This is a genomic window from Rhizobium aouanii (assembly GCF_037002925.1).
GTDB lineage: Bacteria > Pseudomonadota > Alphaproteobacteria > Rhizobiales > Rhizobiaceae > Rhizobium > Rhizobium aouanii.
Genome location: NZ_JBAMYD010000024.1, coordinates 67,386 through 91,304 on the forward strand (window position 1 = coordinate 67,386; position 23,919 = coordinate 91,304).

Sequence of the window (23,919 nt, forward strand, 5' to 3'; positions counted from 1 at the left end):
TGATCGCCCTGTCTTTACAGGAGCCGTATCGCCGAAGTTCCGATGATGATCATCGACACCGCCACCATTAGCGGCCGCACCGGCAGCCGTTTAACCAGGATCGCGCCGAAGGGGGCGGCAATGACGCCGCCGATGATCAGGCCGATCGCCGAATCGAGTTCCGACCAGCCGAGCGTCAGGATGAAGGTCAGGGAAATCGTCAGCGTCACCGCGAATTCGGTGAAATTGGTCGAGCCGATCACCCGCTTCAGGTCGTGGCCGCGGCTGACGAGCGAACTGGTGACGATCGGCCCCCAGCCGCCGCCGCCGATCGCATCGAGCACGCCGCCGAAAAGCCCGACCGGCGGCACCATCCAGTCGCGAACATCCCGCTTCGGCGGCGGCCGAAACGCCTTGTAGAGGATAACCAGCCCGATCGCGATCAGATAGGCCGACACGAAGGGCTCGATCACCTTGCCGTCGATATTGGAAAGCAGATAGGCCCCGATCGCGCCGCCGATCATGCCGGCCGGTGCGAGACGCGCCACCAGACGCCAGTCGACGTTGCGATGATAGGCATGCGAGATGCCCGAGGCGGCGGTCGTGAACATTTCCGCCACATGCGTCATGGCGCTGGCATTGGCCGCCGGCACTCCGAAGGCGAGAAGGCTCGTCGTCGACAGCACGCCGAAGGCCATGCCGAGCGCGCCGTCGACGATCTGCGCGCAGAAACCCACGACGATGAAGAAGAAGAAATCCGATGTCATGCAGTCCCTCAGACAAACGGTAGCATCAGAATAGGCGACGCGGGAAAAAAAGTTCCGGTCTCAGCCGGCAAGTCCGCGCTGCTTCAGCCGGATGATCTTGAAGAAGCCGTTCGGAAAGACCGGCAGGATATCGGCAGCGGCAAAATCGCCGCGGCGCTCGGCCCAGGCGACGATGCGGTGAATGCGGAAGGCGGAGGACCAGCCGATGTGACGCACCAATGGCGCCACCGCCGTCTCGATCGCACCCTGCAGGCCGGCGCCGTCGCCAAGCTTGCTGGCAAGGATGATTTCGCCGCCTGGCCTCAGCACTCTGGCGCATTCGTCCAGCGCCCGTTCGGGTTCGGGGATGAGCGTGATGACGAAGGGCAGGCAGACCGCATCGAAAGACCGGTCGGCAAAGGTAAGCGCATGCGCATCCATCACCTCCAGCGCCTGCACATGCTCAAGGTTTTCGCGTTTCGCCTTTTCACGCGCCCGCGCGATCATGTGTTCGGAAATGTCGATGCCGGTCACCCGGCAGTGGCGCGGATAATGCCCGAGCGTCAGGCCCGTGCCGACGCCGATCTCCAGGATGTCGGTGCCGGCCGCAGCGGCCAGGGCTGCAAGTTTGCGGTGACCATCGCGCAGGATGCCGCGATAGACCCGGTCATAGACCGGTGCCCAGCGCTGATAGATTTTTTGCTGATCTTCCGCCCTGCTGCGAAACTCTGACATGCCGGCACCTCCCTGCAGCGCCGCGCGTCTTTCGGACGCGCAAAGGACGCTGTAACACTTTGAATTACCGCATAATTCCAGGAAAAATGAAAAGCGGTTTTCCAGGAATTGCATAAAACAAAAGATTTGAGCGGTTCTGCGCTTCCACGAAATAGCGCGACCCGCAGTAAAGCCCAGCCTTTCAACTCCTAAGGGTAGGCTCCGGTTCCCCACGAAATGTGACGCAAGGCACAGATTCTCACCTGCGACCGCCTTGGGGGCGCCTCGGTACAATCCCCGGCCACCTATTTTGCCGGCGTGAGACCGAGCGTCTTGGCGTCCAGCTCGCTGCCGATCTCGACGGTTTTCTTTTGCTTGTCGTAGACGCAGATCTGGGCGATCAGCCCTTTGGCGCCTTTCGGCTTGCCGGTCACCAGCGCAAGCCCGTAATGCGAGCTGCCGAAGGGATCGACGGTGGCGCTGGGCTTCTCGATCGTGACCGCTGCCTTCTTGCATTTGGCCTCGACGTCGGCGGCGAGCTGCTTCCAGGCCTCATCGGAGGAGGCATGCGCCACACCTGAGAGCGAAAGCAGCGCGGCTGTGGCGAGAAGCGGGATTATATTCCTGTTCATATCGGTCTCCGTTGATCTCTATCCCCAGCGAAGCGGTTTTCGGGGCGGGCATCCCCAGGGATTTGTCCAGGCGATTTGCATGCGCGATTCCAGCCTTGCAACTGAGGCAAATTTTCCTCCGGCCGGTCGTTTTTTGATAATTCGCCGGTTGCCTCTCCCCCTTTCCCCTCCTATGTTCCGCCTCACCTGCCGAGACGCAATCTATTGCCAAGAGGAGATCTGACATGGCTTTCGAATTGCCTGAACTTCCCTATGACTACGAAGCGCTTGCTCCCTTCATGTCGAAGGAAACGCTGGAGTTCCACCACGACAAGCACCACAAGGCCTATGTCGACAACGGCAACAAGCTCGCCGCCGAAGCCGGTCTTTCGGACCTGTCGCTCGAAGACGTCGTCAAGAAGTCCTTCGGCACCAATGCCGGCCTCTTCAACAACGCCGCCCAGCACTACAACCACATCCATTTCTGGAAGTGGATGAAGAAGGGCGGCGGCGGCAACAAGCTGCCGGGCAAGCTCGAAGCGGCCTTTACATCCGAGCTCGGCGGCTACGACAAGTTCAAGGCCGATTTCGCCAATGCCGGCGCCACCCAGTTCGGCTCCGGCTGGGCCTGGGTTTCCGTCAAGAACGGCAAGCTCGAAATCTCCAAGACCCCGAACGGCGAAAACCCGCTCGTTCACGGCGCCACCCCGATCCTCGGCGTCGACGTCTGGGAACACTCCTACTACATCGACTATCGCAACGCCCGCCCGAAATATCTCGAGGCCTTCGTCGATAGCCTGATCAACTGGGACTACGTCCTGGAACGCTACGAAGAAGCCACGAAGTAAGCGGCACCAGACTTGCCGCCATGGCGGCTATGTCGTCCGCCTTTTTGAATTGACACCCGGCGCGTCCAAAACGCCGGGTGTTTTGTTTTCACGCGAAGCCGTCACATGCCTGTCATCGGCCGCTCCTAATCACGCCCCATGTCTTCTTCTGTTTCTCCCCTGTTCCGTTTCGGTATCATCGCCGATCCGCAATATGCGGCGATCGCGCCGCATATGGCCATGGATCGTTATTACGCCAACAGCCTTGCCAAGGTCGCCGAGGCGATCGAGATATTCAACGGTGAGGAGCTGAGCTTCGTCATGACGCTCGGCGATGTCATCGACCGCAGCTTTTCAAGCTTCGACGATATCCTGCCGGTCTACGGGAAACTCAGGCACGAGGCGCTCTTCCTGCTCGGCAACCACGATTTCTCGGTCTCTGCAGGACACTTGTCCGAAGTCGCCGCGCGCCTCGGCATGCCGTCGCCCTATTACAGCTTCTTGCGCCACGGCTGGCGCTTTATCGTGCTCGACGGCAACGAGGTCAGCATCTTCGCGCCGCCCGAAGGCCATCATCATCGCACCCTTGCCGCCGAGATGCTGGCGGAGTTGCAGGCAAAAGGTGCGAGGAATGCCCACCGCTGGAATGCCGCGCTGAGCGACGAGCAGTTTGCCTGGCTTGGCGATGAAATCGCAAAAGCGGCCGAGGCCGGCGAGAAGGTGATCGTCATGAATCACTATCCGGTGCATCCGCCCAGTGAGCACGGCATGTGGGACAGCGAGCGCATCGTCGCGTTGCTCGCCTCGCGGGCCAATGTCGTCGCCTATCTCAACGGTCACGACCACGTCGGCAATTACGGCTTGGCCGGCTCTTGTCACTTTGTCAATTTCAAGGGCGTGGTCGATACCGAGACGGAAAACGCCTTCGCGATCGTCGAGGTCCATGCCTCCAGCATCGAAATCCGCAGCTTCGGCCGCGAGGTGAGCCGCAGGCTGGCTTATTAGTTGCGATAGGCTGCTCGCAACTGTTTGGTTCGCGCGAGTGGCTGCCCCTCACCCTAACCCTCTCCCCGTAAAACGGGGCGAGGGGACGTGCCTTGCGCGAGGTGAGTGGGGAATGGAGAGGTCGCCGCATATCCCCTTCGCCCCGCTTGCGGGGAGAAGGTGCCGGCAGGCGGATGAGGGGCTGGTCTCGCCAACCTCGTGGCCGGGATGTTAGGTGACATTGACGCCCCTGCTCGTACCCCAAACGCCACACATCAAACCGGCACAGCCTTCTCCGTCCAACCGCTGGTCCAGAGTTCCCGCAACCGGTCGCCGTCGCCCTTGAAGAAATCCTCAGCTGTCGCGCAGTGCTCCACCCGGTCGCTGCGGAAATTGCGGATCGCCTGGCGCAACTCGCACCAGGCGACGATATTGGCGGTCTGCGAATAATAGATCAGCGCAACCGGCCGGATCGTCCGCTCGCTGGCGCTGCCGAGTTCGTCGCGGTAGCCGAGCATCAGCTTCCGTTCGTCGCGGATCGCGCGGCGCACGATTGCAAGGTCGAAGCCTGCCGGCTGAGCAATCGAGCCCCAGGCGTAAAGCGCCTTATTGTCCATTGCCTGGCGCAGTGGCGCCGGTACGGCGCCTGATATCTTCCGGTTGACTCGGCGCGCGGCCTGTTTCAGTTCCTCGTCCGCCGTCCGTTCGAGCAGCGCCAGTGACAGCACGATCGCCTCCATCTCCTCGATCGAAAACATCAGCGGCGGCAAGTCGAAGCCCGGCCGCATGATGTAGCCGATGCCGCGCCCGCCTTCGATCGGCACCCGCATTGCCTGAAGCGCGGCGATGTCGCGATAGATCGAGCGCACGGTCACTTCGAGCGTCTCGGCCATCGCCGCCGCCGTCATCGGCTTTCTTGCCAGCCTGAGGATCTGAATGATCTCGAAAAGCCTGGAGGCCTTGCGCATTTTACTTCTCCCATCCCAACGCTCCTGACAATACACTGTCAGTTGGGTTTGCGTATAGAGCCGCCTATCGGATTGAAATCAATCAGGGTCTCTTCAAAACGGCCCGCACGACCCAAGGCGGTAACTGACATGAACTACCATGAAAACCTCTGGCTCTTCTTCACCCTTCTCTTCGGCATCATCATCGTGCCGGGCATGGACATGCTCTTCGTGCTTGCCAATTCGCTGACCGGCGGCGTCAAACGCGGGCTGGCGGCGACCGGCGGCATCATGGCCGGCGGCGCGGTGCATTCGGCCTATGGCGCGGCCGGCGTCGGCGTGCTCGTCACCATGCTGCCGCAGTTTTTCAACGTGCTGCTCTTTGCCGGCGTCGCCTACATGATCTGGATCGGCATCTCGCTGATCCGCAGTTCGATCACCGTCGAGGCGGTCGGGCCGGGAACGGCACGCTCCGGCTGGCGCGCCTTCCGCCAGGGCGCCGTCACCTGTCTGGTCAATCCGAAGGCCTATATCTTCATGTTCGCCGTTTATCCGCAGTTCCTCAGGCCGGAATATGGCCCGATCTGGATGCAGGGGCTGATCATGGGCGCCATGACCGTCGTCACCCAGTTCGCCATCTATGGCACGCTGGCGATGACGGCCGGCCGCAGCCGCGATCTGCTCGTCGCCAACCCTGACGTCACGGCCTTTGTCGGCCGCTTCGCCGGCCTGCTGCTGGTTGCGGTCTCCGCCTTCAGCCTCTGGCAGGGGTGGAAAAGCGCCTGAACGCCACTGCATGGCGCCCGGAAGTGTGCAGCGGTTCCGGGATAACGACATGCATAAAAGCAGAGAACTGCCTATCACATTGTTTTTATGATGATCCGGCAAAACGTGACTGCCCGGACGCATGGATTTTGTCATGCTCCCGGTGCAGATTGGCCATCGGCCAGCTTGGCCGAGGAAAAAGGGAGAGCAATATGAATTGGAAAGCAGTAGCTGCCGCCGCAGCGATGGCCGGCATAGCCTTTGGTGCGGTGAGCGCCGCCGACGGCACCCATGAGTCGCGCAATGCGCTGATGAAGCAGATCGGCGGCTCGGCCGGGGCCCTAGCAGCCATCGCCAAGGGCACCAAGCCCTATGACGCCGAAGCGGTGAAGGCGGCGCTGACGACGATCGCCACAACGGCCAAAGCCTTCCCCGACCAGTTCAAGCCGGGCACGGAGACGGGCGACGAAGCGGCGAGCCCGAAGATCTGGGAAAATATGGACGACTTCAAGGCCCGCGCCGCCAAGCTCTCCACCGATGCCGAAACCGCGCTGGCTCAGCTTCCGGCCGATCCCGCGGCCGTTGGTACGACGATGAACACGCTCGGCGCCAATTGCGCCGGCTGTCACAAGGCCTATCGCCTCGGCAAGTGAGCGATGGGCCGTTTTCGTCTGCAGCAATTCCAGCAAAAGTGTGCAGCGGTTTTGCGTCCGGGATTGCGCAAAGCAAAAGATAGTACACGGTCCGCGCCGGCCTTGTCGTCGGCGCGGATCGCCTTATTCTCCGCGCGTCGCGGACTGATCACCGGATCGGCCGGCGGGGGCATCTTGGCAAAAGGGGAGGCGGTGCATGGTCCGCAGGTTCATCCGGTTAGTGCTCTGTCTGATCGGCGTCGCCGTCCTCGGCGGCGGCGCCTTCTATCTCGTCACCGCACCCGATCCGCTGCCGGAGAGCCATTGGGCGGGTCTCGGCGCGCCGGACCCGGCAAATGGTGAGATGGTCTTCTGGGCGGGCGGCTGCGTCAGCTGTCATGCCGCGCCCGGTTCCGAAGGTGATGCCAAGCTGACACTTGCAGGCGGCCTGGCGCTGAAGAGCCCCTTCGGGACCTTCCACGTGCCGAACATCTCACCCGATGAAAAAGCCGGCATCGGCGGCTGGACGCTTGCCGAGTTCGGCAACGCGATGAAGCGCGGCGTCGGCCCGGGTGGTGAGCATCTCTACCCGTCCTTTCCCTATGGCTCTTATTCCCGCATGAGCGACAGGGACGTCAACGATCTCTTCGCCTTCCTGAAAACCCTGCCGAAGAGCGCCAACGTCGCGCCGCCGCATGACCTGCCATTCCCTTTCAACATCCGGCTGGCGCTCGGCGGCTGGAAATTCCTCTATCTCAACGACCAGCCGCGCGTCGCCCTGGCAAAGAGCGACGACAAGATCAAGCGCGGGCTATATCTCGTCGAAGGCCCCGGCCATTGCGGCGAATGCCATACGCCGCGTGATGCGCTCGGCGGCTTCAAGGCGGATCAGTGGCTCGCCGGCGCGCCCAATCCGGAAGGCAAGGGCCGCATACCCGATATCACCCCGGCCTCCGAGAGCATCGGCAGCTGGAGCGAAGCCGATATCGTGAGCTACCTCGAAACCGGCTTCACCCCCGATTTCGATTCCGTCGGCGGCCAGATGGTCGATGTGCAGCAGAGCATCGCCCGCCTGCCGGCCTCCGACCGCGAGGCGATCGCCGCCTATCTGAAGGCGGTGCCGGGCCGCTAGAACATGTCGTGGGGCGTCAAGAACCGCCTCTTCTTTAGCGGCGCTCGACGCCCTTTGCCGCCAGGATGCCGTCAACCGCTGTCGACGTCAGAAATTCCGACAGCTGCCTGGTAGCGTCTGTGTCCGTTGAATCGGCGCTGATGCCGATGGCGAAGTCGATATAGCTTTGGAGTTCTGCCGGAAACTGACCGACGAGCATCACCTCGGGAGCTGCGGCGAGAATCGAGGTCACGGGAACGACCCCCAGCTCGGCTTCCCCACGGCCGACAGCCGGCGCTGTCTGCCCTCCTGATATGGCCACCAGCTTGGGATTGACCTCATCTGCTAATCCCAAGCGTTCCAGCAAACCGAAGAAGTAGCCGCCGCTGGTTCCTTCACTGGCGTAGGCGATTGATCTGGCGCTCTTCAACGCATCCGCAAATCCTTTCACGGACCCGATGTCAAGCGGTCGGCTGCCGGCCTTGGCAGCCAACCCCATCGCTATGCGGCCGAACGCTACCTGGCTCCCCGCCTTGACTTTTCCCAAGGCGGTCAGATCCTGAACCAGGTTCGGATTGGTGATGACGAGATCGAAAGATTCCCCAGCTTCGATCTGCTTCTTTACGACAGGATTGAGCTCCCACTTGGGCGCAACTGTGAATCCCGTGGCGGTTTCGAACCGGGATATGAGAGGAAGAACAGCCGGTCGGACCGCAATAGCGCCAAAAAGCCGGATTTGCTGATTCATGGTCTAACCTGCAATCGGTTGAAACGGCCGTGCAATACTGCCAGCCTCATTCCGGGCCGCTATCGTGTCAGTTCCCGACCGACACGATGATTCATACCAGAGCCATATTGGGAATGCACTGACCGAACACGCTTCAAGCGATCGACTGCATGTAGCGCATGCCGGTCACCGGACGCGGGGTGAAATCCAGCTGTTCGTAGAAGCGGTGCGCCAGCACGTTTCCGGTCGCAGCACTGACGGAAAGGTAGCCGCAGCCGGCATTGCGGGCGGTCTCGCGCGCCCGGTCGACGAGCAACTGGCCGGTGCCATGGCCGCGATGGCCGTCGCGCACGAAGAGATGGTGCAGGTCCATGCCGCGCTTGCCTTCCTGCGCCCTGTAGAGCGGCACGAGAATGGCGTAGCCGATCAGCCCTTCGCTGGTCTCGGCCACAAGCGCATTGATCCAGGGCAGGGGCCCGAAGAGGTCGCGCTCCAACTGCTCCGGCGTTGTGGCAGCCGCATCGCCGTGATGGGCGGCAAGCAGGGCGATCATCTCGCCGAGCTCGGGCAGGTCGCGCGGCTTGGCGGCACGGATCGTCACCACCGATGGGCGCATCAGTGAAATTTCGCTGTCTTCGATTTCGGTCATGGTCTTCGCGTCCTTTGATAGTCTGCCGTCAGGACGCTGCCGATACAACAAAGCCGCCTGACGGCGGCTTGTTGACAATATGATCTTGTCCAGCCGCCCTTTACAGGTACAGCCAAAAATACGAGCGGCTCTGGTGCGCGTTTTTGATCATGGGTCATAGATCGTCGGAAACGCAGCCTTTGTCAATGGGGATCGGCGACCATCACGGCATTGAGCTCCGGCTTTAGCCTTGATAGCATACCCCCCTATGCTATATGGGAACCTATCATGTCCCACACCACCCTGCAGAAAAAGAAGCTCGTCGCCCGCATCAGCCGCCTGAAGGGGCAGATGGAGGCGGTCGAGCGCGCACTCGAGGCCGAGCGCCCCTGCGGCGAAATCCTGCAGCTGCTCGCCTCTATTCGCGGCGCCCTGACCGGGCTGACCGGCGAGGTGCTGGACGATCATCTGCGCGAGCATGTGCTGAATGCCGCCGACGATGCGGCAAGGGCAGAGGCGGTGGAGGAAATATCGGAAGTGTTGAGAACCTATCTGCGCTGACTGCCGTGATGAAGGAGCCTGTCATGAGTGCCGGAATCGACAATGCTGGAATTGATGCCCTGGAACATGATCACGTCTTCCTCGGCACTGATCATGCGCGCAACGAGCGACGCATCTGGCTGGTGATTGCGCTGACGGCGGTGATGATGGTGGCGGAAATCGCTGCCGGCACCATCTACGGCTCGATGGCCCTGGTCGCCGATGGCTGGCACATGTCGACCCATGCCAGCGCACTGCTGATTTCCGCGCTCGCCTATCTCTTCGCCCGCCGGCAGGCGCGCAATCCGCGTTTCACCTTCGGAACAGGCAAGCTTGGCGATCTCGCCGGCTTCGCCAGCGCCATCGTCCTTGCCCTGATTGCCCTGCTGATGGCCTGGGAAAGCCTGTTGCGCCTTTCCAATCCCGTGCCGATCGGCTTTACCCAGGCAATCGCCGTGGCGGTGATCGGCCTTGCCGTCAATCTGATAAGTGCCTGGCTGCTGGCCGGCGACGGCCATGTCGCGCATGGCAATCATGCGCATCACGGGCATGCCCATGGCCATCATCATCACGGTCATGGCGACCATGCCCACCACGCAAAGACCGGCGACAACAATATCCGCGCCGCCTATCTGCATGTCATCGCCGATGCCCTGACCTCTGTGCTCGCCATTGCTGCGCTAACGCTCGGCAGTCTTTACGGCTGGCTCTGGCTCGATCCCCTGATGGGCATCGTCGGCGGGCTGGTGATCGCCAACTGGTCCTGGAGCCTGATGAAATCTTCGGGCGGCGTTCTTCTCGACGTCGTTCCCGAAGGCGAGACGCTGCCGGCGGAAATCCGTGGCGCCATCGAGACGGAGGATGACCGGATCACCGATCTGCATGTCTGGCAGGTCGGCCCCGGTCATCATGCCGCGATCGTCGCCGTCCTCACCTCTCAGCCGCGCGACCCGGCTTTCTACAAGGGCAGGCTCTCGGCGCTGGGAGAACTGTCGCATGTGACGGTCGAGGTCACGCGCGCCGCATGATCGGGCGGGCGGAGACGCTCTGCGGACGACAAGATCGCTCGCCGGACGATTAACATCGCTCGGCGGACGACAAAGGTCGCCGCGGGGACGAGATGCCGCCGCAATCGCTGCTTAGCTCTGTCCTCCTGATTCGCCGGAGGATTTCATGGATCTCAGTCTGACCCGCCGCATGCTGATAGGCTCGGCATTGTGCCTACCCGTGCTGACGCTTCGAGCCAATGCCGAGGAGGGGGGCAAGGGGAGTGCCAAAGAGAGTGCAGGCGAGGGCGAGGACAATATTGAACATCGCCTTGCCGCTTTGGAAAAACGCACCGGCGGTCGCCTCGGTGTCTCGGTGCTCGACACCGAGACGAGCATCTCCTTCGGCTATCGCGGCAGCGAGGCCTTTCCGATGTGCAGCACCTTCAAGGCGCTGGCCGCCGCTTTCGTGCTTGCCCGGACCGACAATGGCGAGGAGAACCTCGGCCGGCGGGTGAGCTACGGCAGGGACAAGCTCGTCGATTATTCGCCGATCAGCGAAAAACACACCGGAACCGATGGCATGACCCTTGCCGAACTCTGCGAGGCAGCCGTGACCGTCAGCGACAACACTGCCGGCAATCTGCTGCTCGAAAGTTTCGGCGGTCCGGCGGGGCTGACCGATTGGCTGCGCTCGATCGGTGACGGCACGACGCGTCTCGACCGTACCGAGCCGACGTTGAACGAGGGCAGAAAGGGTGATCCACGCGACACGACGACACCGGATGCGATGCTCGACACGCTCGGCAATCTCACCCTCGGCTCGGTCCTCACCGAGGCCTCCTCAGACAGGCTGATCGCATGGCTGGTGGCGAGCACGACAGGCAAGGAGCGGCTCAGGGCCGGCCTGCCGGCGGATTGGAAGGTCGGCGACAAGACCGGTACCGGCCCGAATGGCTCTCTCGGCGATATCGCAGTGATCTGGCCGCCGGATCGCGGCCCGATCGTCGCCGCCGTCTATATCAGCGAGGCGACGGTGCCGGTAAAGGAGCTCAACCCGCTCTTTGCCGAAGTCGGCCGCATGATCGTCGAGATGGTGTGAACTGGAGAAAGCTGAAGCGCGTTTCCTGCGAGTTGTATGAAATCGGCGAAACCAGCCCCTCATCCGCCTGCCGGCACCTTCTCCCCGTAAACGGGGCGAAGGGACCATACCGCGCCGCCTTCCTCTACCTCAACCTCGAGGCCGCGTTTGGCACGTCCCCTCTCCCCGTCTTTACGGGGAGAGGGCTAGGGTGAGGGGCGGCCATCGGAACCAACAGGAGAGCAGCACAACCTCCCCATCACGGCAACGTATAGGCGATCACGTAATCGCCGGGCTTGGTGCCGACCGAGCCGTGGCCGCCGGCGACCATGACGACATATTGTTTGTTGTCATCAGTCGTATAGGTCATCGGTGTCGCCTGGCCGCCGGCGGGAAGCCGCGCCTGCCAGAGCTCTCGCCCGTTGGTCACGTCGTAGGCGCGCAGGTAGTTGTCGACCGCAGCCCCCAGGAAGGCAACGCCGCCCTTGGTCAGCATCGGCCCGCCGATGCCGGGCACGCCGACCTTGAAGGGCAGGGGCAATGGCGTCATGTCGCGCACGGTGCCGTTCTTGTGCATATAGGCGATCTTGCCGGTGCGCAGGTCGACGCCGGCGACATAACCCCATGGCGGCGCCTGGCAGGGGATCTGCAGCAGACCGAGGAAGGGACCCATGAAGACGCCGTAGGGCGCACCGTCATTGCGGTTCAGCCCCTGTTCGCTGCCCTTCTCGTCCTGGCCTCTCGGCGGAATATCGGCGGCCGGCACCAGGCGCGACGTGAAGGCGAGATAGGTTGGCATGCCGAACATGATCTGCCGCTCGGGGTCGACCGCGATCGAGCCCCAGTTGAAGGTGCCGAAATTGCCGGGATAGACGATCGTCCCTTTAAGCGAAGGCGGCGTATAGCGGCCCTCATAGTGGTAGCGGTGGAAGTCGATGCGGCAGGCCATCTGATCGAACAGCGACACGCCCCACATGTCCTTTTCCTTAAGCGGCTCGGGCGAGAAGGTGAGGTCCGAGATCGGCTGCGTCGGCGCGGTATGATCGCCCGAGACCGCGCCGCCTGGCGCCGGGATTTCCTTGACCGAGATAATCGGCTCGCCGCTGCGCCGGTCAAGCACATAGATATCGCCCTGCTTGGTCGGGCCGACTAGGGCCGGGACGACGGTTCCATCCTGCTTCGTCAGGTCGATCAGCGCCGGCTGGGCTGGCACGTCCATGTCCCAGAGATCGTGATGAACGGTCTGGCGCACCCAGCGCAGCTGGCCGGTGGCGATATCGAGCGCGACGATCGAGGAGGAGAATTTCTCGACATTGTCGCTGCGGTTGATGCCGATCTGGTCGGGCACCTGATTGCCGAGCGGGATATAGACCATGCCGAGCGCCTCGTCGACGCTGAAGACCGACCAGCTGTTCGGTGAGTTGGTCGTATAGGTCTGTCCCTCGGCGATCGGCGTCGTCACGTCGGGATTGCCGGAATCCCAGTTCCAGACCAGCGCGCCGGTGTTGATGTCGAAGGCGCGGATGACGCCGGATTGTTCCTCGGTCGAATAATTGTCGTTCACCGCCCCGCCGACGATGATCTTGCCCGCCACCGCGACCGGCGGCGAGGTGGAATAATAATAGCCGGCCGGATTGAAGCGCATGCCGGTTTCCAAATGCAGCACGCCCTGGTCGGCAAAGCCAGTGCAGACCTTTCCATCCGCCGCATCGAGCGCGATCAGCCGGGCGTCGGAGGTTGGCAGGTAGACGCGCTCGGCGCAGGGCTGGCCGGCGGCAACAGTTGGATCGGCATAATAGGTGACGCCGCGGCAGGTCTGATGCTGACGGTCGGGGTTCATGCCCGAGTTCGAGTCGTATTTCCATTTCTCCTTGCCGGTCTTGGCGTCGAGCGCGATCGCCCAGTTATGCGGCGTGCAGAGATAAAGCGTGTCCTTCACTTTGAGCGGCGTCACCTGATAGGTCGTCTCGCTGATATCCTCCGGCCGCTTGACGTCGCCGGTCTGATATCGCCAGGCTTCCTTCAGCGTCGAGACGTTTTCGGCGGTGATCTGGTCGAGCGGCGAATAACGCTGGCCGAAGGGGGTGCGGCCATACTGGTGCCATTCTCCATCAGGCACGCTGCCGCCGACAGCGGGGTTGGCGGTGACCTGATCCTTCGGCAGGTCGCCGGCCAGATCATGCGGGTCTGATGTCATCGAGTAGACGGCGACGAGGATGGCGAGAATGACAGGCACGGCGAGCGGCCAGGGGTTCGCGGCGTAGGTGATGCCCGTCGGGCTGCGCAGGCCGAGCGGCCGGCGGATCCATGGCGTCAGCAGCCAGAGCCCGAGCAGGATGATCATGCCGCCGCGCGGGCCAAGCTGCCACCAGTCGAAGCCGACCTCCCAAATCGCCCATGCAAGTGCTGCGACGACGAGCACCGCATAGACCCAGAGCGCCACCGCCTTGCGCATCAGCAGCAGCCCGGCGGTAATCAGGAACATCAGCCCGGCGAACAGATAGAAGATGCTGCCGCCGAGCGTGACGAGCCAGAGCCCGCCGCCTCCAAGTGTTAAGCCGATGATGATGAAGAAGATGGAGGTGACGATAATCGCCATAAGGCTGTCTCCCGCTCAGGTTGGCTGGGGTGAAGAATCGGCGGAAAAGTCCTGCCGATCAGCCAGATAGCGCAAAACAGATGCCTTTCAACGGCCACAATGCCGCAGGGTGCGGATGCGTCGAATCGGGCGCTGGGCCGAATGGAAGCGGATCGCTGTGGCGCAACTGCCGCACCCAACCGATCAAAGCGGCTGTCACGTTCCGCAGAAGGTCGCAAGCACCCGTTCGCTGGGCTTCGGCGGTTCCCTATAGGCGGCAAAGCCCGGCTGGTCCTCATAGGGTTTCGAAAGCACGGCCAGCAGCGCCTCGAACAGCGAGAAATCGCCGTTCTCGACCGCGGCCTCGATCGCCTGTTCGACGCGGTGATTGCGTGGAATGAAGGCCGGATTGACGCTGCGCATGGCAATGGCGCGCTCGGTGGCCGTCTGCGGATCGCGCGACAGACGCTCGCGCCACTGCGCAAGCCAGGCGCCGCAGGCATCCGGCTCGCGGAAACTTGCTGCAAATTCAGGCTCTGCGGCGTTATCGCCGGCAAGATCCGACAGCCGCCGGAAGGTCAGGGTGAAATCGGCATCCTGCGCCTGCATCAGCGACAGCAGCGCCTGCACCAGGTCGAGATCGCCGTCCTCTTCGCCGACAAGGCCGATCTTTTCGCGCATGCCGGCCAGCCAATGCGCCTGGAACCGTTCGCCGTAGCTCTTGATCACTGCATTCGCCTTGTCGACCGCGCCGTCGGGCTCGGCGTCGATCAGCGGCAGCAGTGTTTCGCCCAGCCTTGCGAGGTTCCATTGGCCGATGGCGGGCTGGTTGGCATAGGCGTAACGGCCATGCTGGTCGATCGACGAGAAGACGGTCGCCGGATCGTAAGCGTCCATAAAGGCGCAAGGGCCGAAATCGATCGTCTCGCCGGAGATGGTCATATTGTCGGTGTTCATCACGCCATGGATGAAGCCGACATGCAGCCAGCGGGCAATCAGCGCCGCCTGGCGCTCGCAAACTGCATCGAAAAGCGAGAGATAGGGGTTCTCGGCCTCTTTCAATGCCGGATAGTGCCGGTCGATCACATAGTCGGCCAGAGTACGCACGCCGTCGGTATCGCCCCGGGCCGCGAAGTACTGGAACGTGCCGACGCGGATATGGCTGGCCGCGACGCGGGTGAAGACCGCGCCAGGCAGCACCTCTTCGCGATAGACCGGCTCGCCTGTCGTCACCGCCGCCAGCGCCCGCGTGGCCGGAATGCCGAGCGCAAACATCGCCTCGCTGATGATATATTCCCTGAGCACCGGGCCGAGTGCCGCCCGGCCATCGCCGCGGCGCGAAAACGGTGTCGGCCCGGCGCCCTTCAGTTGAATATCGTAGCGTTTACCGCTACGGTCGACCACTTCGCCGAGCAGGATCGCCCGGCCGTCGCCGAGCTGTGGCGAGAAGCCGCCGAACTGATGCCCCGCATAGGCCATCGCCAGCGGTTCGGCTCCTTCGGGAACGAGATTGCCGGAAAAGATCGCCGCACCGTCGCGGCGCAAGGCCTCTACGTCGAGCCCGAGTTCGGCGGCGAGCGCCTCGTTGAGCTTGATCAGCCAGGGCTCCGCCACCGCAGTCGGCGCTTGCGCCGCAAAGAAGCGTGGGGGCAAGCCGACATAGCTGTTGTCGAACGGAAAGGCCGCACCGGGCCGGTTTTTCTGCAGGACGGAGATCATGGTTCATAGGTAGGGCCGGGGTGTCTTCGGCGCAAGCCGGAGCTTCACGAAGATCGAGCCGATGCAAGGAATCGTGACCTGCCTTTACCTCTCGTCAAAGCAGCTTTGCCATAAAGGACATAGCGCCGCCATGATCGCGGGCGTATAGCAAATCGTCTCCCCTTGGCTTTGCGCCTTGTCATCCCCGCGGCCCTGCTGCCTTGTGTGCTCCGCCGCGCCACCGCGAGTGATCCCGGACGATGTCGGATCAGATTTACCAAGCGCCGATGGTTCGGCGCGCCGCGCCCAATTTCCGGGTGATCGCGATGATTGTCGCAAGTGCGATGCTGATGGAAAATATCGACGCGACCGTGCTTGCGACCGCGCTGCCCACTATGGCGCGCGATTTCGGCGTCGGCGCTCCGGCGATGTCGATCGCCCTGACTTCCTATCTCTTAAGCCTTGCGATCTTCATTCCGGCAAGCGGCCGGATGGCCGACAGTTTCGGCTCCCGCACCGTCTTCCGCGCGGCCATTGCCGTTTTCGTCGTCGGCTCCATCCTCTGTGCTCTCGCGCCGACGCTGTCCTTCCTGGTGCTGGCGCGGCTGCTGCAGGGCATCGGCGGCGCGATGATGATGCCGGTTGGGCGCCTGGTGCTGATGCGCAGCGTCGGCCGCAAGGATATGGTCAGCGCCATGTCCTGGCTGCTCGTACCGGCGCTGATCGGCCCGATCGTCGGTCCGCCGCTCGGCGGCTTCTTCGTCACCTATCTCGACTGGCGTTGGATCTTTTATATCAACGTGCCGATCGGCATCATCGGCATGATCTTCGTGTCGATCTACATCGAGGAGGTGAAGGGCAAGGCAAGCGGTCCCTTCGATACAGTCGGCTTCATTCTCTCCGGTATTGCGCTTGGCTCGCTGCTCTTCGGCTTCGAAATGTCGAGCCATGAAGGCGAGGGAGCCTTTTCGATCTTCCTGATCGTCATCGGCCTGCTTTTCGGCATCGGCTATCTCAGGCATGCCCGCAAGCACCCGTCGCCGATCATGGATTTTTCGCTGATGAAGGTGCCGAGCTTCGGGACGTCTGTCATTGCCGGTTCGCTGACCCGCATCACGCAGGGGGCACAGCCCTTCCTCCTGCCGCTGCTCTTCCAGATCGGCTTCGGCCTGTCTGCCGCTGCGGCCGGCCAGATCATCATCGCGACTGCGCTTGGCGCTCTCGCCATGAAGCCGATGGCGAAGTTCGTCTTCCGCCGGCTGGGCTTCCGCAGAAGCCTCGTCCTCAACGGCATCCTCGGCACGATCGGCTATGGCCTCTGTGCCGCCTTCCGGCCGGACTGGCCGATGCCGCTCATCTTCGTCGTCCTGGTGCTCAGCGCCTTCTTCCTATCGTTCCAGTTCACCGCCTATAACACCATTGCCTATGACGAGATCAGCAAGGAGCAGATGAGCTCGGCCACCAGCTTCTACACCACCTTCCAGCAGCTCATGCTGTCGCTCGGCATCTGCATCGGCGCCTTGGCGCTGCATGGCTCCATGGCCATGTCAGGCACTGAGACGCCGGCCCTCGGCGATTTCTCCGCCGCCTTCATCGTCGTCACCATCATCTCGATCACCGCCACCTTCTGGAACCTACGTTTCTCGCCGACCGCCGGCGAGGAGATCAGCGGCTACAGGGCCAAACAGACGAAAGGCGCCGTCGCCAAAGGCTGACGTCGCCCTTCCCGTCGTCAGAAGCCGACCGGCTCCCGCAGCCGCCTGCGTCGCAGTGGTCGGCCCTCGCGCCGCTCCGCCTCGAGCCTGTAGGTCATCGGGCCGTCGAAGCCCCCGAAGACTGCAAGATCGCTATCCCGCAGGGCTACCTCCACGGCCGCCTCGGGCGCGGCGCGCCTCTGCCGTCCCGTGATCGCAAGCCATAGATCGTGCCAGCCGCGCCGGCGCGGCAGTGCGCCCATTACCGTCATTGTCTTTTCTTCCCTCTCAGCTCGTCATGCCGCCTGCGGTAGGCATGCCTCGCAGATCGCCGCGACATGGCGGTGGTCGGTGCCGCAGCAGCCGCCAAGCACGCAGAGCTGCGGCATGCGGCCGCGCAGCTTGCGGTAGCGGCGGCCGAGATCTTCGGGATCACCTGCATCCAGCGTCTCGCTATTGTCCAGCTGTTCGTGGCTCATGGTCGAGGCATTGGCGCGGATCCCGGAAATGCGCTTCACCCAGGCGCTTCCCGCATCGAGTGCTGTTTCGAAATGCGTCGGATGGGCGCAGTTGATCATGTAATAGACCGGCGCCCCGCCGGTCATCGCATCAGTCGTCTCGATGGCCTCCTGAATGCTGCGGCCCGTCACCAACCTGCCATCCGTCTCCAGCGTGAAGGAGATGGCCGAGGGCATGCCGAGCGACTGTGCCGCCCGCGCCACGCCGATCGCCTCGTCGATATTGGTCAGCGTGAAGGCGGTCACCATATCCGCCTCGGTGCCGGCGAAAGCCCCGATCTGGAAGGCGTGGTAGTCTTCCGCCTCGGCCGTATCCATAATACCCGCCTTGTAGCCGTCGCCGCGCGGGCCGATCGCCCCGCTGATGACGATCGGCTGCTCCGGCCGCTCATAGTCGCTGCGCAAGCCGACGAGCAGGTCGACGGCTTCCTCGTTGACCGCTTTCAGGGCTTCGCTGGTATAGCCGAGCTTCTGCCCCCAGTCCGGATTGGCCCGCCATGTGGCGGTGTCGAGCACAAAGCCCGTGCCGTGCCGCCGTGCGACATTGAGATAACGGCGATAGTAATTCCGCAGGCGCTGCCGGCCCTCTTCGGAAGCCAGCAATATGAAGGCGGCGAAATGCGGAAGCTCGATCCCTTCCTGGAAGATCATCGTCGTCTCCATGCCGCCATCGGTAATGAAAGTGCCGCCTTTGAGCTGCGGCAAGTCGTTTCTGTACTTTGCCATTGTTGAAGCCTCTCCCTCGCGGCACCCGATTGGTTGCCGTCGATGAATGATGTTCTGGCGTTTAATCGGCTGCCAAACTAGACGACTTGAGGTATACTCCAGGCGGTTTTGGGTTTTGCCGATTGATATCAATTGCTTGCTTCAACCGAGGCTGCCGGAGGCGGAGGCAGGCCTGAATGTACGAGGCTGAAAACTGTACCGCCGGTACAGGAGGGGAACATGCGAAAGGGCGAGGAAACGCGGACCCGCATCCTCGATGTGGCAGAAGCGGCAGTCTTGCAGAAGGGTTTCGGCGGCACCTCCATCGAGGAACTGATTGCCGAGACCGGCATCACCAAGAGCGGCTTCTTCTATCATTTCAGGGACAAGAACGAGCTCGCCAAGGCGTTGCTCAACCGCTACATCGAAAATGACGAGCGCATCTATGACGAGATCTTCAGCCGCGCGCGCGATCTGACCGACGATCCGCTGCAATCCTTCCTGCTCGGCCTGAAGCTGCTTTCCGAACTGCTCTCGGATCTGCCGAACGGCCATCCCGGCTGCATCGTGGCGACCGTTTGCTATTACGAGCGGCTGTTCGACCGGGAGATACAGGAGACCAACCGGAATGCGGTGCTTGCCTGGCGCCGCCGTTTCGGCCGCATGCTCCGGGACATCGTGGAGGTCTATCCGCTGCGCGAACCCGTCGACGTCGACCAGCTCGCCGACATGGTGTCCTCCGTCCTGGAAGGCGGCATCGTTCTGTCGAAGACGCTGAAGGAGCCGAACACGCTGGCCGAGCAGGTGCTGATGCTTCGAACCTTCGTGAAGATGCTCTTTCTGCCGGTGGTGGTGATGCCGAGGGGCTAAAGCAATTCCAGCAAAAGTGCGAAGCGGCTTTGCGTCCGGAATTGCGCTTACATCCTCAGCCCCCGTCCTCCAGCGCCGCCGCCATGTCCGCGAGCTTGCGCACGGTGTTGAGATTGCGCGACGTTCCAGGCTTCAGCGCCGGCAATTTCAGCTTCGAGCGGCCGGAACCATTGGGATAATGCACATAGATTTCCCGGCCGGCGAGCTTTGCCTCCTCGCCGTCTGGCGCTACCATCTTTTCCAGTGCATCGTCGGGCGCCTTTTCTGGCAGAAAATAGACCAGCAGGAAGTTCGGCTTGGCGTCGGGAAAGGGCGCATCGGCGACAATGCCATCGAGTTCCTTGCGGCTGTGCACCATCACGCCCGGCCGCTTGCCCAGCTTCTTGCCGAGCGCCTCGTCGAGCCGCTCCTCCACCGTCTCTTCCGCTTCATCCGAACGGAAAAGCACGTTGCCGCTCTGGATGTAGGTCTTCACATCGGAAAAGCCGAGGCCTTCGCAGATCGCCTTCAGCTCAGCCATCGGCAGCGAGCCGGTGCCGCCGACATTGACGGCGCGGAGTAGGGCGATATAGACGGGCATTTCTTTCTCCCTTGACCTTGTGCCGCGCAAGCCCCCTCTGCCCTGCCGGGCATCTCCCCCACAGGTGGGGAGATTGGCTCGGCGCTCTGGTTTCCCCAAACAATCAACGCTTCAGCACGGCGAAACGGTAGATGAGCGGGACTGTTAACCCACTTGTGATCTCCCCACCTGTGGGGGTCCGAAGGACGGGTCGAGACGCGTGGCTCGACCCCGGGCCCGGCAGGGCAGAGGGGGTACCACTAGGCACGCCCCAACCGTTACATCTTGCCGGCAACCTTGATCGCAAACGCATACTCGAACGCGATCTCTTCCAGCCGCTGGAAACGGCCCGAGGCACCGCCGTGGCCGGCGTCCATGTTGGTCTTGAGCAGGATCGGCGCGTCGCCCGTCGTCTTGTCGCGGAGCTTCGCCACCCATTTGGCCGGTTCCCAATAGGTGACGCGCGGGTCCGTCAGGCCGCCGAGCGCCAGGATCGGCGGGTAGGCTTTTGCGTCGACATTGTCATAGGGCGAGTAGGATGCGATCTGCTCGTATTCTTCCTTGCTGTCGATCGGGTTGCCCCATTCCGGCCATTCCGGGGGGGTGAGCGGCAGAGTGTCGTCAAGCATGGTGTTGAGCACGTCGACAAAGGGGACGGCGGCGATGAGACCGGCGAACTTCTCCGGCGCCATGTTGGCAACCGCACCCATCAGCATGCCGCCGGCCGATCCGCCCTCGGCGATGATCTTCGCGTAAGACGTGAACCTCTGTTGATTCAGATAGTCGGCCGCGGCGACGAAGTCTTTGAAGGTGTTGGTCTTCTTGTCCATCTTGCCGTCTTCGTACCAGGAAAATCCCTTGTCCTTGCCGCCGCGGATATGGGCGATGGCATAGACGAAGCCGCGGTCGGCGAGCGACAGGCAATTGGTGTTGAAACCGGCCGGAATGGTGATGCCGTAGGCGCCGTAGCCGTAGAGCAGGCAGGGGGCGCTGCCGTCGAGTGGGGTATCCCTGCGATAGAGCAGGGTGACCGGAACCTTCTCGCCATCCCACGCCGGCGCAAAGACGCGGCGGGTGACGTAGTCGTCGGGATTGTGGCCGGACGGCACTTCCTGCGTCTTCAACAGCGTGCGCTCGCGCGTCACCATGTTGTAGTCGTAGAGCTGCGACGGCGTCGTCATCGAGGAATAGGAAAAGCGGATGATATCCGTGTCGTATTCCGCAGCACCCTGCAGTCCCAGAGAATAGGCTTCCTCGGCAAAGGCGATCGCGTGTTCCTCGCCGGTCGCCCGATCGCGGATCATGATCTGCGGCAGCCCGTCCTTGCGCTCCAGCCACAGGAGGTGGCGGGCATAGGCCATGTGGCTGATGATGAGCGTGCCGGGCTTATGCGGCACGACCTCGCGCCAGTTTTCCTTGCCGGGCTTATCAACCGGCGCTTCCATGATCTTGAAATCCTTGGCGTCGCCGTCATTGGTCAGGATGTAGAAGACGTCGCCGCCCTCGGTCAGCGAATATTCGATGCCTTCCTCGCGCGCCGCCACCAGCGTCGGTTCGGCGGTGAGGTCCTTGGTCGACAGCAGCCGGTATTCGCTGGTCTCGTGGTCGTGAATGTCGATATAGATGAAATCGTCGAGCAGCGAGCCGCCGACGCCCATGAAGAAGCCGGCATCCGCTTCCTCATAGACCAGCCGGTCTTCCGACTGCGGCTGGCCGAGAATGTGGTGGAACACCTTCGACGGCCGGTGGTTCTCGTCGAGCGCCGAATAGAAGAAGCTCTTGCCGTCGGGCGCCCAGACGCCGCCGCCACCGGTATTCTCGATCCGGTCGGCAAGGTCTTGCCCGGTCTGGAGGTCGCGCACCTGCAGCGTGAAGAACTCCGAGCCCTTGTCGTCGTAACCCCAGATGCCGCGGCTGTGGTCGCTGGTATGGTCGAGACCGGCGAGGCGGAAATAGGCCTTGCCGGCAGCCTCCTTGTCGCCGTCGAGCAGCACCGTACGGATCGATTCGTCGGCAACATTGCCGTCGCGGGCGATGCGGAAAAAACGCGGCTGTTCGCCGCCTGTGACATAGAAGGTGCCGTAGGCATAGGCACCGTCTTTCATCGGCACCGAGCTGTCGTCTTCCTTGATGCGGCCGCGCATTTCGGCAAACAGCACCTTCTGCAGCGCCTTGGTGTCCTCCATCGCCGCGTTCATATAGATGTTTTCAGCTTCGAGATGGCGGCGGATCTCAGGGTCGAGGATCGACGGATCCTTGAACATCGCCTGCCAGTTGTCGGCGCGCAGCCAGGCATAGTCGTCCGTGCGGGTGATGCCGTGGCGCGTGTCGGAGACGGGCTTCTTCTGTGCGGCAGGCGGTGTCGGCAGGTTCTTGAAAACGGACAAGGAATGGCTCCGGGTCGGAATGTCGGGTTGGCAAGAGATAGAGGCGCGCCGCCGCCGGATCAAGCGGCAAGGGTCCGGCAAGGGCGCGCCAAGAGTATAGGTGACCTTCCACAGAGAAGGATGACGCTCTGCCGGCCTTGCCTTGATGTCACCACATTATTTAAGAAAGTCCGCTATCTCAGTGAATTTGCACGTGCCAAGCTCCCGGCAAGCTGTCGGGGGTGGGGTAAAAATTGCAGAACAGTAAGGGATTTTTTCCGCAATGCCGAAACGTCTGGTCCTGTTTCTATCCCTCGCAAGCCTTGCTGCCCCCGCCTTTGCCGTCGATCCCGCCATCAAGAAGCAGCTGGAAAAACTCGATCCCTCGACCCGCCTGGAACAGAGCTGCGACACCGAGGCGATGAGCCGCATCAACAAGGACAGCACCGGCTTCAAGCCCGACAAGGTGATTGCCTATACCTTCAAGGACCCGATCCCCGGCGACAATTCGCTGGAGGCGCCGGGTGCCGTCTTCCGCAGCAAGGGCGACTGGTACCATCTCTCCTACAATTGCATCACCGGTCCGCAGCATATCAACGTGCGCGAGCTCAACTACGAGATCGGCGAGAAGGTGCCGCGCGATAAATGGAATAAGTATTATCTCTATGATTGATACGGCCCGTCCGCCCAAGCGGCCGCGGTGACATCCGGCCGCATGGCGCCGGGGGAGAGCCGCCGCTAAAAATTGGCAGCTCGAATCACAGAAATCCATTATATGAACCGCATCCTGCTCGCTTCGGCGTTCCTTCTCGTCAGCATCTCGGCTGTATTCGCGAACGGAATTCCGTTAGCCGTGTCGGCCCCGGCAGTGGTCAGTCCGGCCCCGAAGGCGCCGGCGCCAAAGCTCGTCGAGCCGCATCTGCATATCGCCCGTTCCAATATCGCCGGCCATGCCCGCATTGCGCTGACCTTCGATGCCTGCATGGGTCAGGCGGACGAGCGCATCGTTTCGACCTTGGTGCGGGAACGCATCCCGGCAACGATCTTCGTCACCGCCCGCTGGCTGAAGCGCAATCCAGCAGCACTTGCCGTGTTCCTGCAGAATCCCGATCTCTTCGAACTCGAAAATCATGGCCAGAACCATATTCCGGCCGTCGACACGCCGACGCTGATCTATGGCATCGCGTCCGCCGGCTCGCCGCAGGCGGTGCGGCAGGAGGTCGAAGGCGGCGCTGCCGCCATGGTCGCGGCCGGCATCCCGCCGCCGCACTGGTTCCGCGGCTCGACCGCCAAATATGACCTGTCCGCCATCGGCGAGATCCGCGCCATGGGCTATCGCATTGCCGGTTATTCGGTGAATGGAGACGGCGGCTCGCTGCTCGGGGCTGTCATCACCGAAAAGCGCATCGCCTCGGCCAAGGACGGCGACGTCGTCATCTCGCACGTCAACCAGCCGACGCATGCGGCGGGCGAGGGGGTGGCGAAGGCGCTGGTCGATCTCAAGGCGAAGGGTACGCAATTCGTCCGCCTCGAGGATGTCGAGGACAGTGGTGACGACAAGACGACGGAGTGATCGAAGGCGTGCGTGGGACACCCCCCTCTGGCCTGTGTCCAGCCGATAGATGGGTAACAGATTGAACCGGATAGATGGGT

The 23,919-nt window shown here is 62.5% G+C and carries 24 protein-coding genes; 12 read left to right on the forward strand and 12 right to left on the reverse strand.

Annotated features, from left to right (window positions below; genetic code table 11):
• Positions 1–14: 14 nt before the first annotated feature.
• The 3 genes from V8P77_RS31010 to V8P77_RS31020 all read right to left on the reverse strand — a co-directional run bounded on the left by V8P77_RS31010 (position 15) and on the right by V8P77_RS31020 (position 2,071).
• Positions 15–746, reverse strand: coding sequence for a sulfite exporter TauE/SafE family protein (locus tag V8P77_RS31010; protein ID WP_221959982.1), 732 nt, complete (start codon positions 744–746; stop codon positions 15–17).
• Positions 747–806: 60 nt separating this feature from the next.
• Positions 807–1,460: a class I SAM-dependent methyltransferase gene (locus V8P77_RS31015; RefSeq protein ID WP_335916041.1), complete on the reverse strand. Its 654-nt coding sequence runs from the start codon at positions 1,458–1,460 to the stop codon at positions 807–809.
• 284 nt (positions 1,461–1,744) lie between these two features.
• Positions 1,745–2,071 (reverse strand): hypothetical protein, encoded by a 327-nt coding sequence (locus V8P77_RS31020; RefSeq protein ID WP_335916042.1) that lies wholly within the window; start codon positions 2,069–2,071, stop codon positions 1,745–1,747.
• A 224-nt stretch (positions 2,072–2,295) separates the two neighbouring features.
• Between V8P77_RS31020 and V8P77_RS31025 the strand changes: the two genes are divergently transcribed.
• Complete coding sequence (locus tag V8P77_RS31025) at positions 2,296–2,898, forward strand: superoxide dismutase (RefSeq protein ID WP_335916044.1); 603 nt, start codon at positions 2,296–2,298, stop codon at positions 2,896–2,898.
• A gap of 138 nt (positions 2,899–3,036) precedes the next feature.
• Positions 3,037–3,882, forward strand: coding sequence for a metallophosphoesterase (locus V8P77_RS31030; RefSeq protein WP_335916046.1), 846 nt, complete (start codon positions 3,037–3,039; stop codon positions 3,880–3,882).
• Positions 3,883–4,136: 254 nt separating this feature from the next.
• Here the strand turns inward: V8P77_RS31030 and V8P77_RS31035 are convergent, their stop codons facing one another.
• A complete protein-coding gene (locus V8P77_RS31035; RefSeq protein ID WP_335916047.1) occupies positions 4,137–4,829 on the reverse strand; it encodes a helix-turn-helix transcriptional regulator in 693 nt (230 codons plus the stop codon).
• Positions 4,830–4,958: 129 nt separating this feature from the next.
• Between V8P77_RS31035 and V8P77_RS31040 the strand changes: the two genes are divergently transcribed.
• The 3 genes from V8P77_RS31040 (at position 4,959) to V8P77_RS31050 (ending at position 7,337) form a co-directional block, all read left to right on the forward strand.
• On the forward strand, positions 4,959–5,594 hold the full coding sequence (locus tag V8P77_RS31040) for a LysE family translocator (protein ID WP_017959594.1): 636 nt from the start codon (positions 4,959–4,961) through the stop codon (positions 5,592–5,594).
• A 191-nt stretch (positions 5,595–5,785) separates the two neighbouring features.
• Positions 5,786–6,226, forward strand: coding sequence for a c-type cytochrome (locus V8P77_RS31045; RefSeq protein WP_335916050.1), 441 nt, complete (start codon positions 5,786–5,788; stop codon positions 6,224–6,226).
• A 196-nt stretch (positions 6,227–6,422) separates the two neighbouring features.
• Complete coding sequence (locus V8P77_RS31050) at positions 6,423–7,337, forward strand: c-type cytochrome (protein WP_335916052.1); 915 nt, start codon at positions 6,423–6,425, stop codon at positions 7,335–7,337.
• 34 nt (positions 7,338–7,371) lie between these two features.
• On the opposite strand, the gene V8P77_RS31055 is transcribed toward V8P77_RS31050, so the two are convergent.
• Together V8P77_RS31055 and V8P77_RS31060 are read right to left on the reverse strand one after the other, a co-directional pair.
• Positions 7,372–8,064: a molybdate ABC transporter substrate-binding protein gene (locus V8P77_RS31055; RefSeq protein WP_335916053.1), complete on the reverse strand. Its 693-nt coding sequence runs from the start codon at positions 8,062–8,064 to the stop codon at positions 7,372–7,374.
• Between the two features lie 133 nt (positions 8,065–8,197).
• A complete protein-coding gene (locus V8P77_RS31060) occupies positions 8,198–8,692 on the reverse strand; it encodes a GNAT family N-acetyltransferase (protein ID WP_012756624.1) in 495 nt (164 codons plus the stop codon).
• Positions 8,693–8,959: 267 nt separating this feature from the next.
• Between V8P77_RS31060 and dmeR the strand changes: the two genes are divergently transcribed.
• The 3 genes from dmeR (at position 8,960) to bla (ending at position 11,299) form a co-directional block, all read left to right on the forward strand.
• Positions 8,960–9,232: a Ni(II)/Co(II)-sensing transcriptional repressor DmeR gene (gene dmeR / locus V8P77_RS31065; RefSeq protein ID WP_096771124.1), complete on the forward strand. Its 273-nt coding sequence runs from the start codon at positions 8,960–8,962 to the stop codon at positions 9,230–9,232.
• A gap of 23 nt (positions 9,233–9,255) precedes the next feature.
• Positions 9,256–10,239 carry a CDF family Co(II)/Ni(II) efflux transporter DmeF gene (gene dmeF, locus V8P77_RS31070; protein WP_335916055.1) on the forward strand — a complete coding sequence of 328 codons (984 nt, stop codon included), beginning with the start codon at positions 9,256–9,258 and terminating at the stop codon, positions 10,237–10,239.
• Between the two features lie 145 nt (positions 10,240–10,384).
• Complete coding sequence (bla, locus tag V8P77_RS31075; RefSeq protein WP_335916056.1) at positions 10,385–11,299, forward strand: class A beta-lactamase; 915 nt, start codon at positions 10,385–10,387, stop codon at positions 11,297–11,299.
• A 238-nt stretch (positions 11,300–11,537) separates the two neighbouring features.
• Here the strand turns inward: bla and V8P77_RS31080 are convergent, their stop codons facing one another.
• Positions 11,538–13,877 (reverse strand): glucose/quinate/shikimate family membrane-bound PQQ-dependent dehydrogenase, encoded by a 2,340-nt coding sequence (locus V8P77_RS31080; protein ID WP_335916057.1) that lies wholly within the window; start codon positions 13,875–13,877, stop codon positions 11,538–11,540.
• Positions 13,878–14,072: 195 nt separating this feature from the next.
• Positions 14,073–15,575: a protein adenylyltransferase SelO gene (locus tag V8P77_RS31085; RefSeq protein WP_335916058.1), complete on the reverse strand. Its 1,503-nt coding sequence runs from the start codon at positions 15,573–15,575 to the stop codon at positions 14,073–14,075.
• 239 nt (positions 15,576–15,814) lie between these two features.
• Here V8P77_RS31085 and V8P77_RS31090 point away from each other — a divergent pair, with 239 nt between their 5' ends.
• On the forward strand, positions 15,815–17,269 hold the full coding sequence (locus V8P77_RS31090) for an MFS transporter (RefSeq protein WP_335916059.1): 1,455 nt from the start codon (positions 15,815–15,817) through the stop codon (positions 17,267–17,269).
• Positions 17,270–17,286: 17 nt separating this feature from the next.
• Here the strand turns inward: V8P77_RS31090 and V8P77_RS31095 are convergent, their stop codons facing one another.
• Together V8P77_RS31095 and V8P77_RS31100 are read right to left on the reverse strand one after the other, a co-directional pair.
• Positions 17,287–17,424, reverse strand: a complete 138-nt coding sequence (locus tag V8P77_RS31095) for a hypothetical protein (protein WP_335916061.1) — start codon at positions 17,422–17,424, stop codon at positions 17,287–17,289.
• A 120-nt stretch (positions 17,425–17,544) separates the two neighbouring features.
• Entirely contained in the window at positions 17,545–18,492 is a 948-nt protein-coding gene (locus tag V8P77_RS31100; RefSeq protein WP_335916062.1) for a homocysteine S-methyltransferase family protein, read from the reverse strand.
• 219 nt (positions 18,493–18,711) lie between these two features.
• Here V8P77_RS31100 and V8P77_RS31105 point away from each other — a divergent pair, with 219 nt between their 5' ends.
• Positions 18,712–19,341, forward strand: coding sequence for a TetR/AcrR family transcriptional regulator (locus V8P77_RS31105; RefSeq protein ID WP_335916063.1), 630 nt, complete (start codon positions 18,712–18,714; stop codon positions 19,339–19,341).
• A gap of 55 nt (positions 19,342–19,396) precedes the next feature.
• Here the strand turns inward: V8P77_RS31105 and V8P77_RS31110 are convergent, their stop codons facing one another.
• Positions 19,397–19,921 carry a DUF1697 domain-containing protein gene (locus V8P77_RS31110; protein WP_335916065.1) on the reverse strand — a complete coding sequence of 175 codons (525 nt, stop codon included), beginning with the start codon at positions 19,919–19,921 and terminating at the stop codon, positions 19,397–19,399.
• Between the two features lie 257 nt (positions 19,922–20,178).
• Entirely contained in the window at positions 20,179–22,287 is a 2,109-nt protein-coding gene (locus V8P77_RS31115) for a S9 family peptidase (RefSeq protein ID WP_335916067.1), read from the reverse strand.
• A gap of 262 nt (positions 22,288–22,549) precedes the next feature.
• Here V8P77_RS31115 and V8P77_RS31120 point away from each other — a divergent pair, with 262 nt between their 5' ends.
• A complete protein-coding gene (locus V8P77_RS31120) occupies positions 22,550–22,939 on the forward strand; it encodes a DUF930 domain-containing protein (RefSeq protein ID WP_335916068.1) in 390 nt (129 codons plus the stop codon).
• A gap of 102 nt (positions 22,940–23,041) precedes the next feature.
• Entirely contained in the window at positions 23,042–23,839 is a 798-nt protein-coding gene (locus V8P77_RS31125) for a polysaccharide deacetylase family protein (RefSeq protein ID WP_335916069.1), read from the forward strand.
• Positions 23,840–23,919 lie beyond the last annotated feature (80 nt).

What these genes read in the sequence shown, in the direction of transcription:
- V8P77_RS31010 (WP_221959982.1), bottom strand. Translation starts at nt 746, where the DNA reads ATGACATCGGATTTCTTCTTCTTCATCGTCGTGGGTTTCTGCGCGCAG.
- V8P77_RS31085 (WP_335916058.1), bottom strand. Translation starts at nt 15,575, where the DNA reads ATGATCTCCGTCCTGCAGAAAAACCGGCCCGGTGCGGCCTTTCCGTTC.
- dmeR (WP_096771124.1), top strand. Translation starts at nt 8,960, where the DNA reads ATGTCCCACACCACCCTGCAGAAAAAGAAGCTCGTCGCCCGCATCAGC.
- V8P77_RS31110 (WP_335916065.1), bottom strand. Translation starts at nt 19,921, where the DNA reads ATGCCCGTCTATATCGCCCTACTCCGCGCCGTCAATGTCGGCGGCACC.
- V8P77_RS31055 (WP_335916053.1), bottom strand. Translation starts at nt 8,064, where the DNA reads ATGAATCAGCAAATCCGGCTTTTTGGCGCTATTGCGGTCCGACCGGCT.
- V8P77_RS31035 (WP_335916047.1), bottom strand. Translation starts at nt 4,829, where the DNA reads ATGCGCAAGGCCTCCAGGCTTTTCGAGATCATTCAGATCCTCAGGCTG.
- V8P77_RS31080 (WP_335916057.1), bottom strand. Translation starts at nt 13,877, where the DNA reads ATGGCGATTATCGTCACCTCCATCTTCTTCATCATCATCGGCTTAACA.
- V8P77_RS31125 (WP_335916069.1), top strand. Translation starts at nt 23,042, where the DNA reads ATGAACCGCATCCTGCTCGCTTCGGCGTTCCTTCTCGTCAGCATCTCG.
- V8P77_RS31040 (WP_017959594.1), top strand. Translation starts at nt 4,959, where the DNA reads ATGAACTACCATGAAAACCTCTGGCTCTTCTTCACCCTTCTCTTCGGC.
- V8P77_RS31090 (WP_335916059.1), top strand. Translation starts at nt 15,815, where the DNA reads ATGTCGGATCAGATTTACCAAGCGCCGATGGTTCGGCGCGCCGCGCCC.
- dmeF (WP_335916055.1), top strand. Translation starts at nt 9,256, where the DNA reads ATGAGTGCCGGAATCGACAATGCTGGAATTGATGCCCTGGAACATGAT.
- V8P77_RS31105 (WP_335916063.1), top strand. Translation starts at nt 18,712, where the DNA reads ATGCGAAAGGGCGAGGAAACGCGGACCCGCATCCTCGATGTGGCAGAA.
- V8P77_RS31050 (WP_335916052.1), top strand. Translation starts at nt 6,423, where the DNA reads ATGGTCCGCAGGTTCATCCGGTTAGTGCTCTGTCTGATCGGCGTCGCC.
- V8P77_RS31015 (WP_335916041.1), bottom strand. Translation starts at nt 1,460, where the DNA reads ATGTCAGAGTTTCGCAGCAGGGCGGAAGATCAGCAAAAAATCTATCAG.
- V8P77_RS31120 (WP_335916068.1), top strand. Translation starts at nt 22,550, where the DNA reads ATGCCGAAACGTCTGGTCCTGTTTCTATCCCTCGCAAGCCTTGCTGCC.
- V8P77_RS31060 (WP_012756624.1), bottom strand. Translation starts at nt 8,692, where the DNA reads ATGACCGAAATCGAAGACAGCGAAATTTCACTGATGCGCCCATCGGTG.
- V8P77_RS31025 (WP_335916044.1), top strand. Translation starts at nt 2,296, where the DNA reads ATGGCTTTCGAATTGCCTGAACTTCCCTATGACTACGAAGCGCTTGCT.
- V8P77_RS31030 (WP_335916046.1), top strand. Translation starts at nt 3,037, where the DNA reads ATGTCTTCTTCTGTTTCTCCCCTGTTCCGTTTCGGTATCATCGCCGAT.
- V8P77_RS31020 (WP_335916042.1), bottom strand. Translation starts at nt 2,071, where the DNA reads ATGAACAGGAATATAATCCCGCTTCTCGCCACAGCCGCGCTGCTTTCG.
- bla (WP_335916056.1), top strand. Translation starts at nt 10,385, where the DNA reads ATGGATCTCAGTCTGACCCGCCGCATGCTGATAGGCTCGGCATTGTGC.
- V8P77_RS31045 (WP_335916050.1), top strand. Translation starts at nt 5,786, where the DNA reads ATGAATTGGAAAGCAGTAGCTGCCGCCGCAGCGATGGCCGGCATAGCC.
- V8P77_RS31100 (WP_335916062.1), bottom strand. Translation starts at nt 18,492, where the DNA reads ATGGCAAAGTACAGAAACGACTTGCCGCAGCTCAAAGGCGGCACTTTC.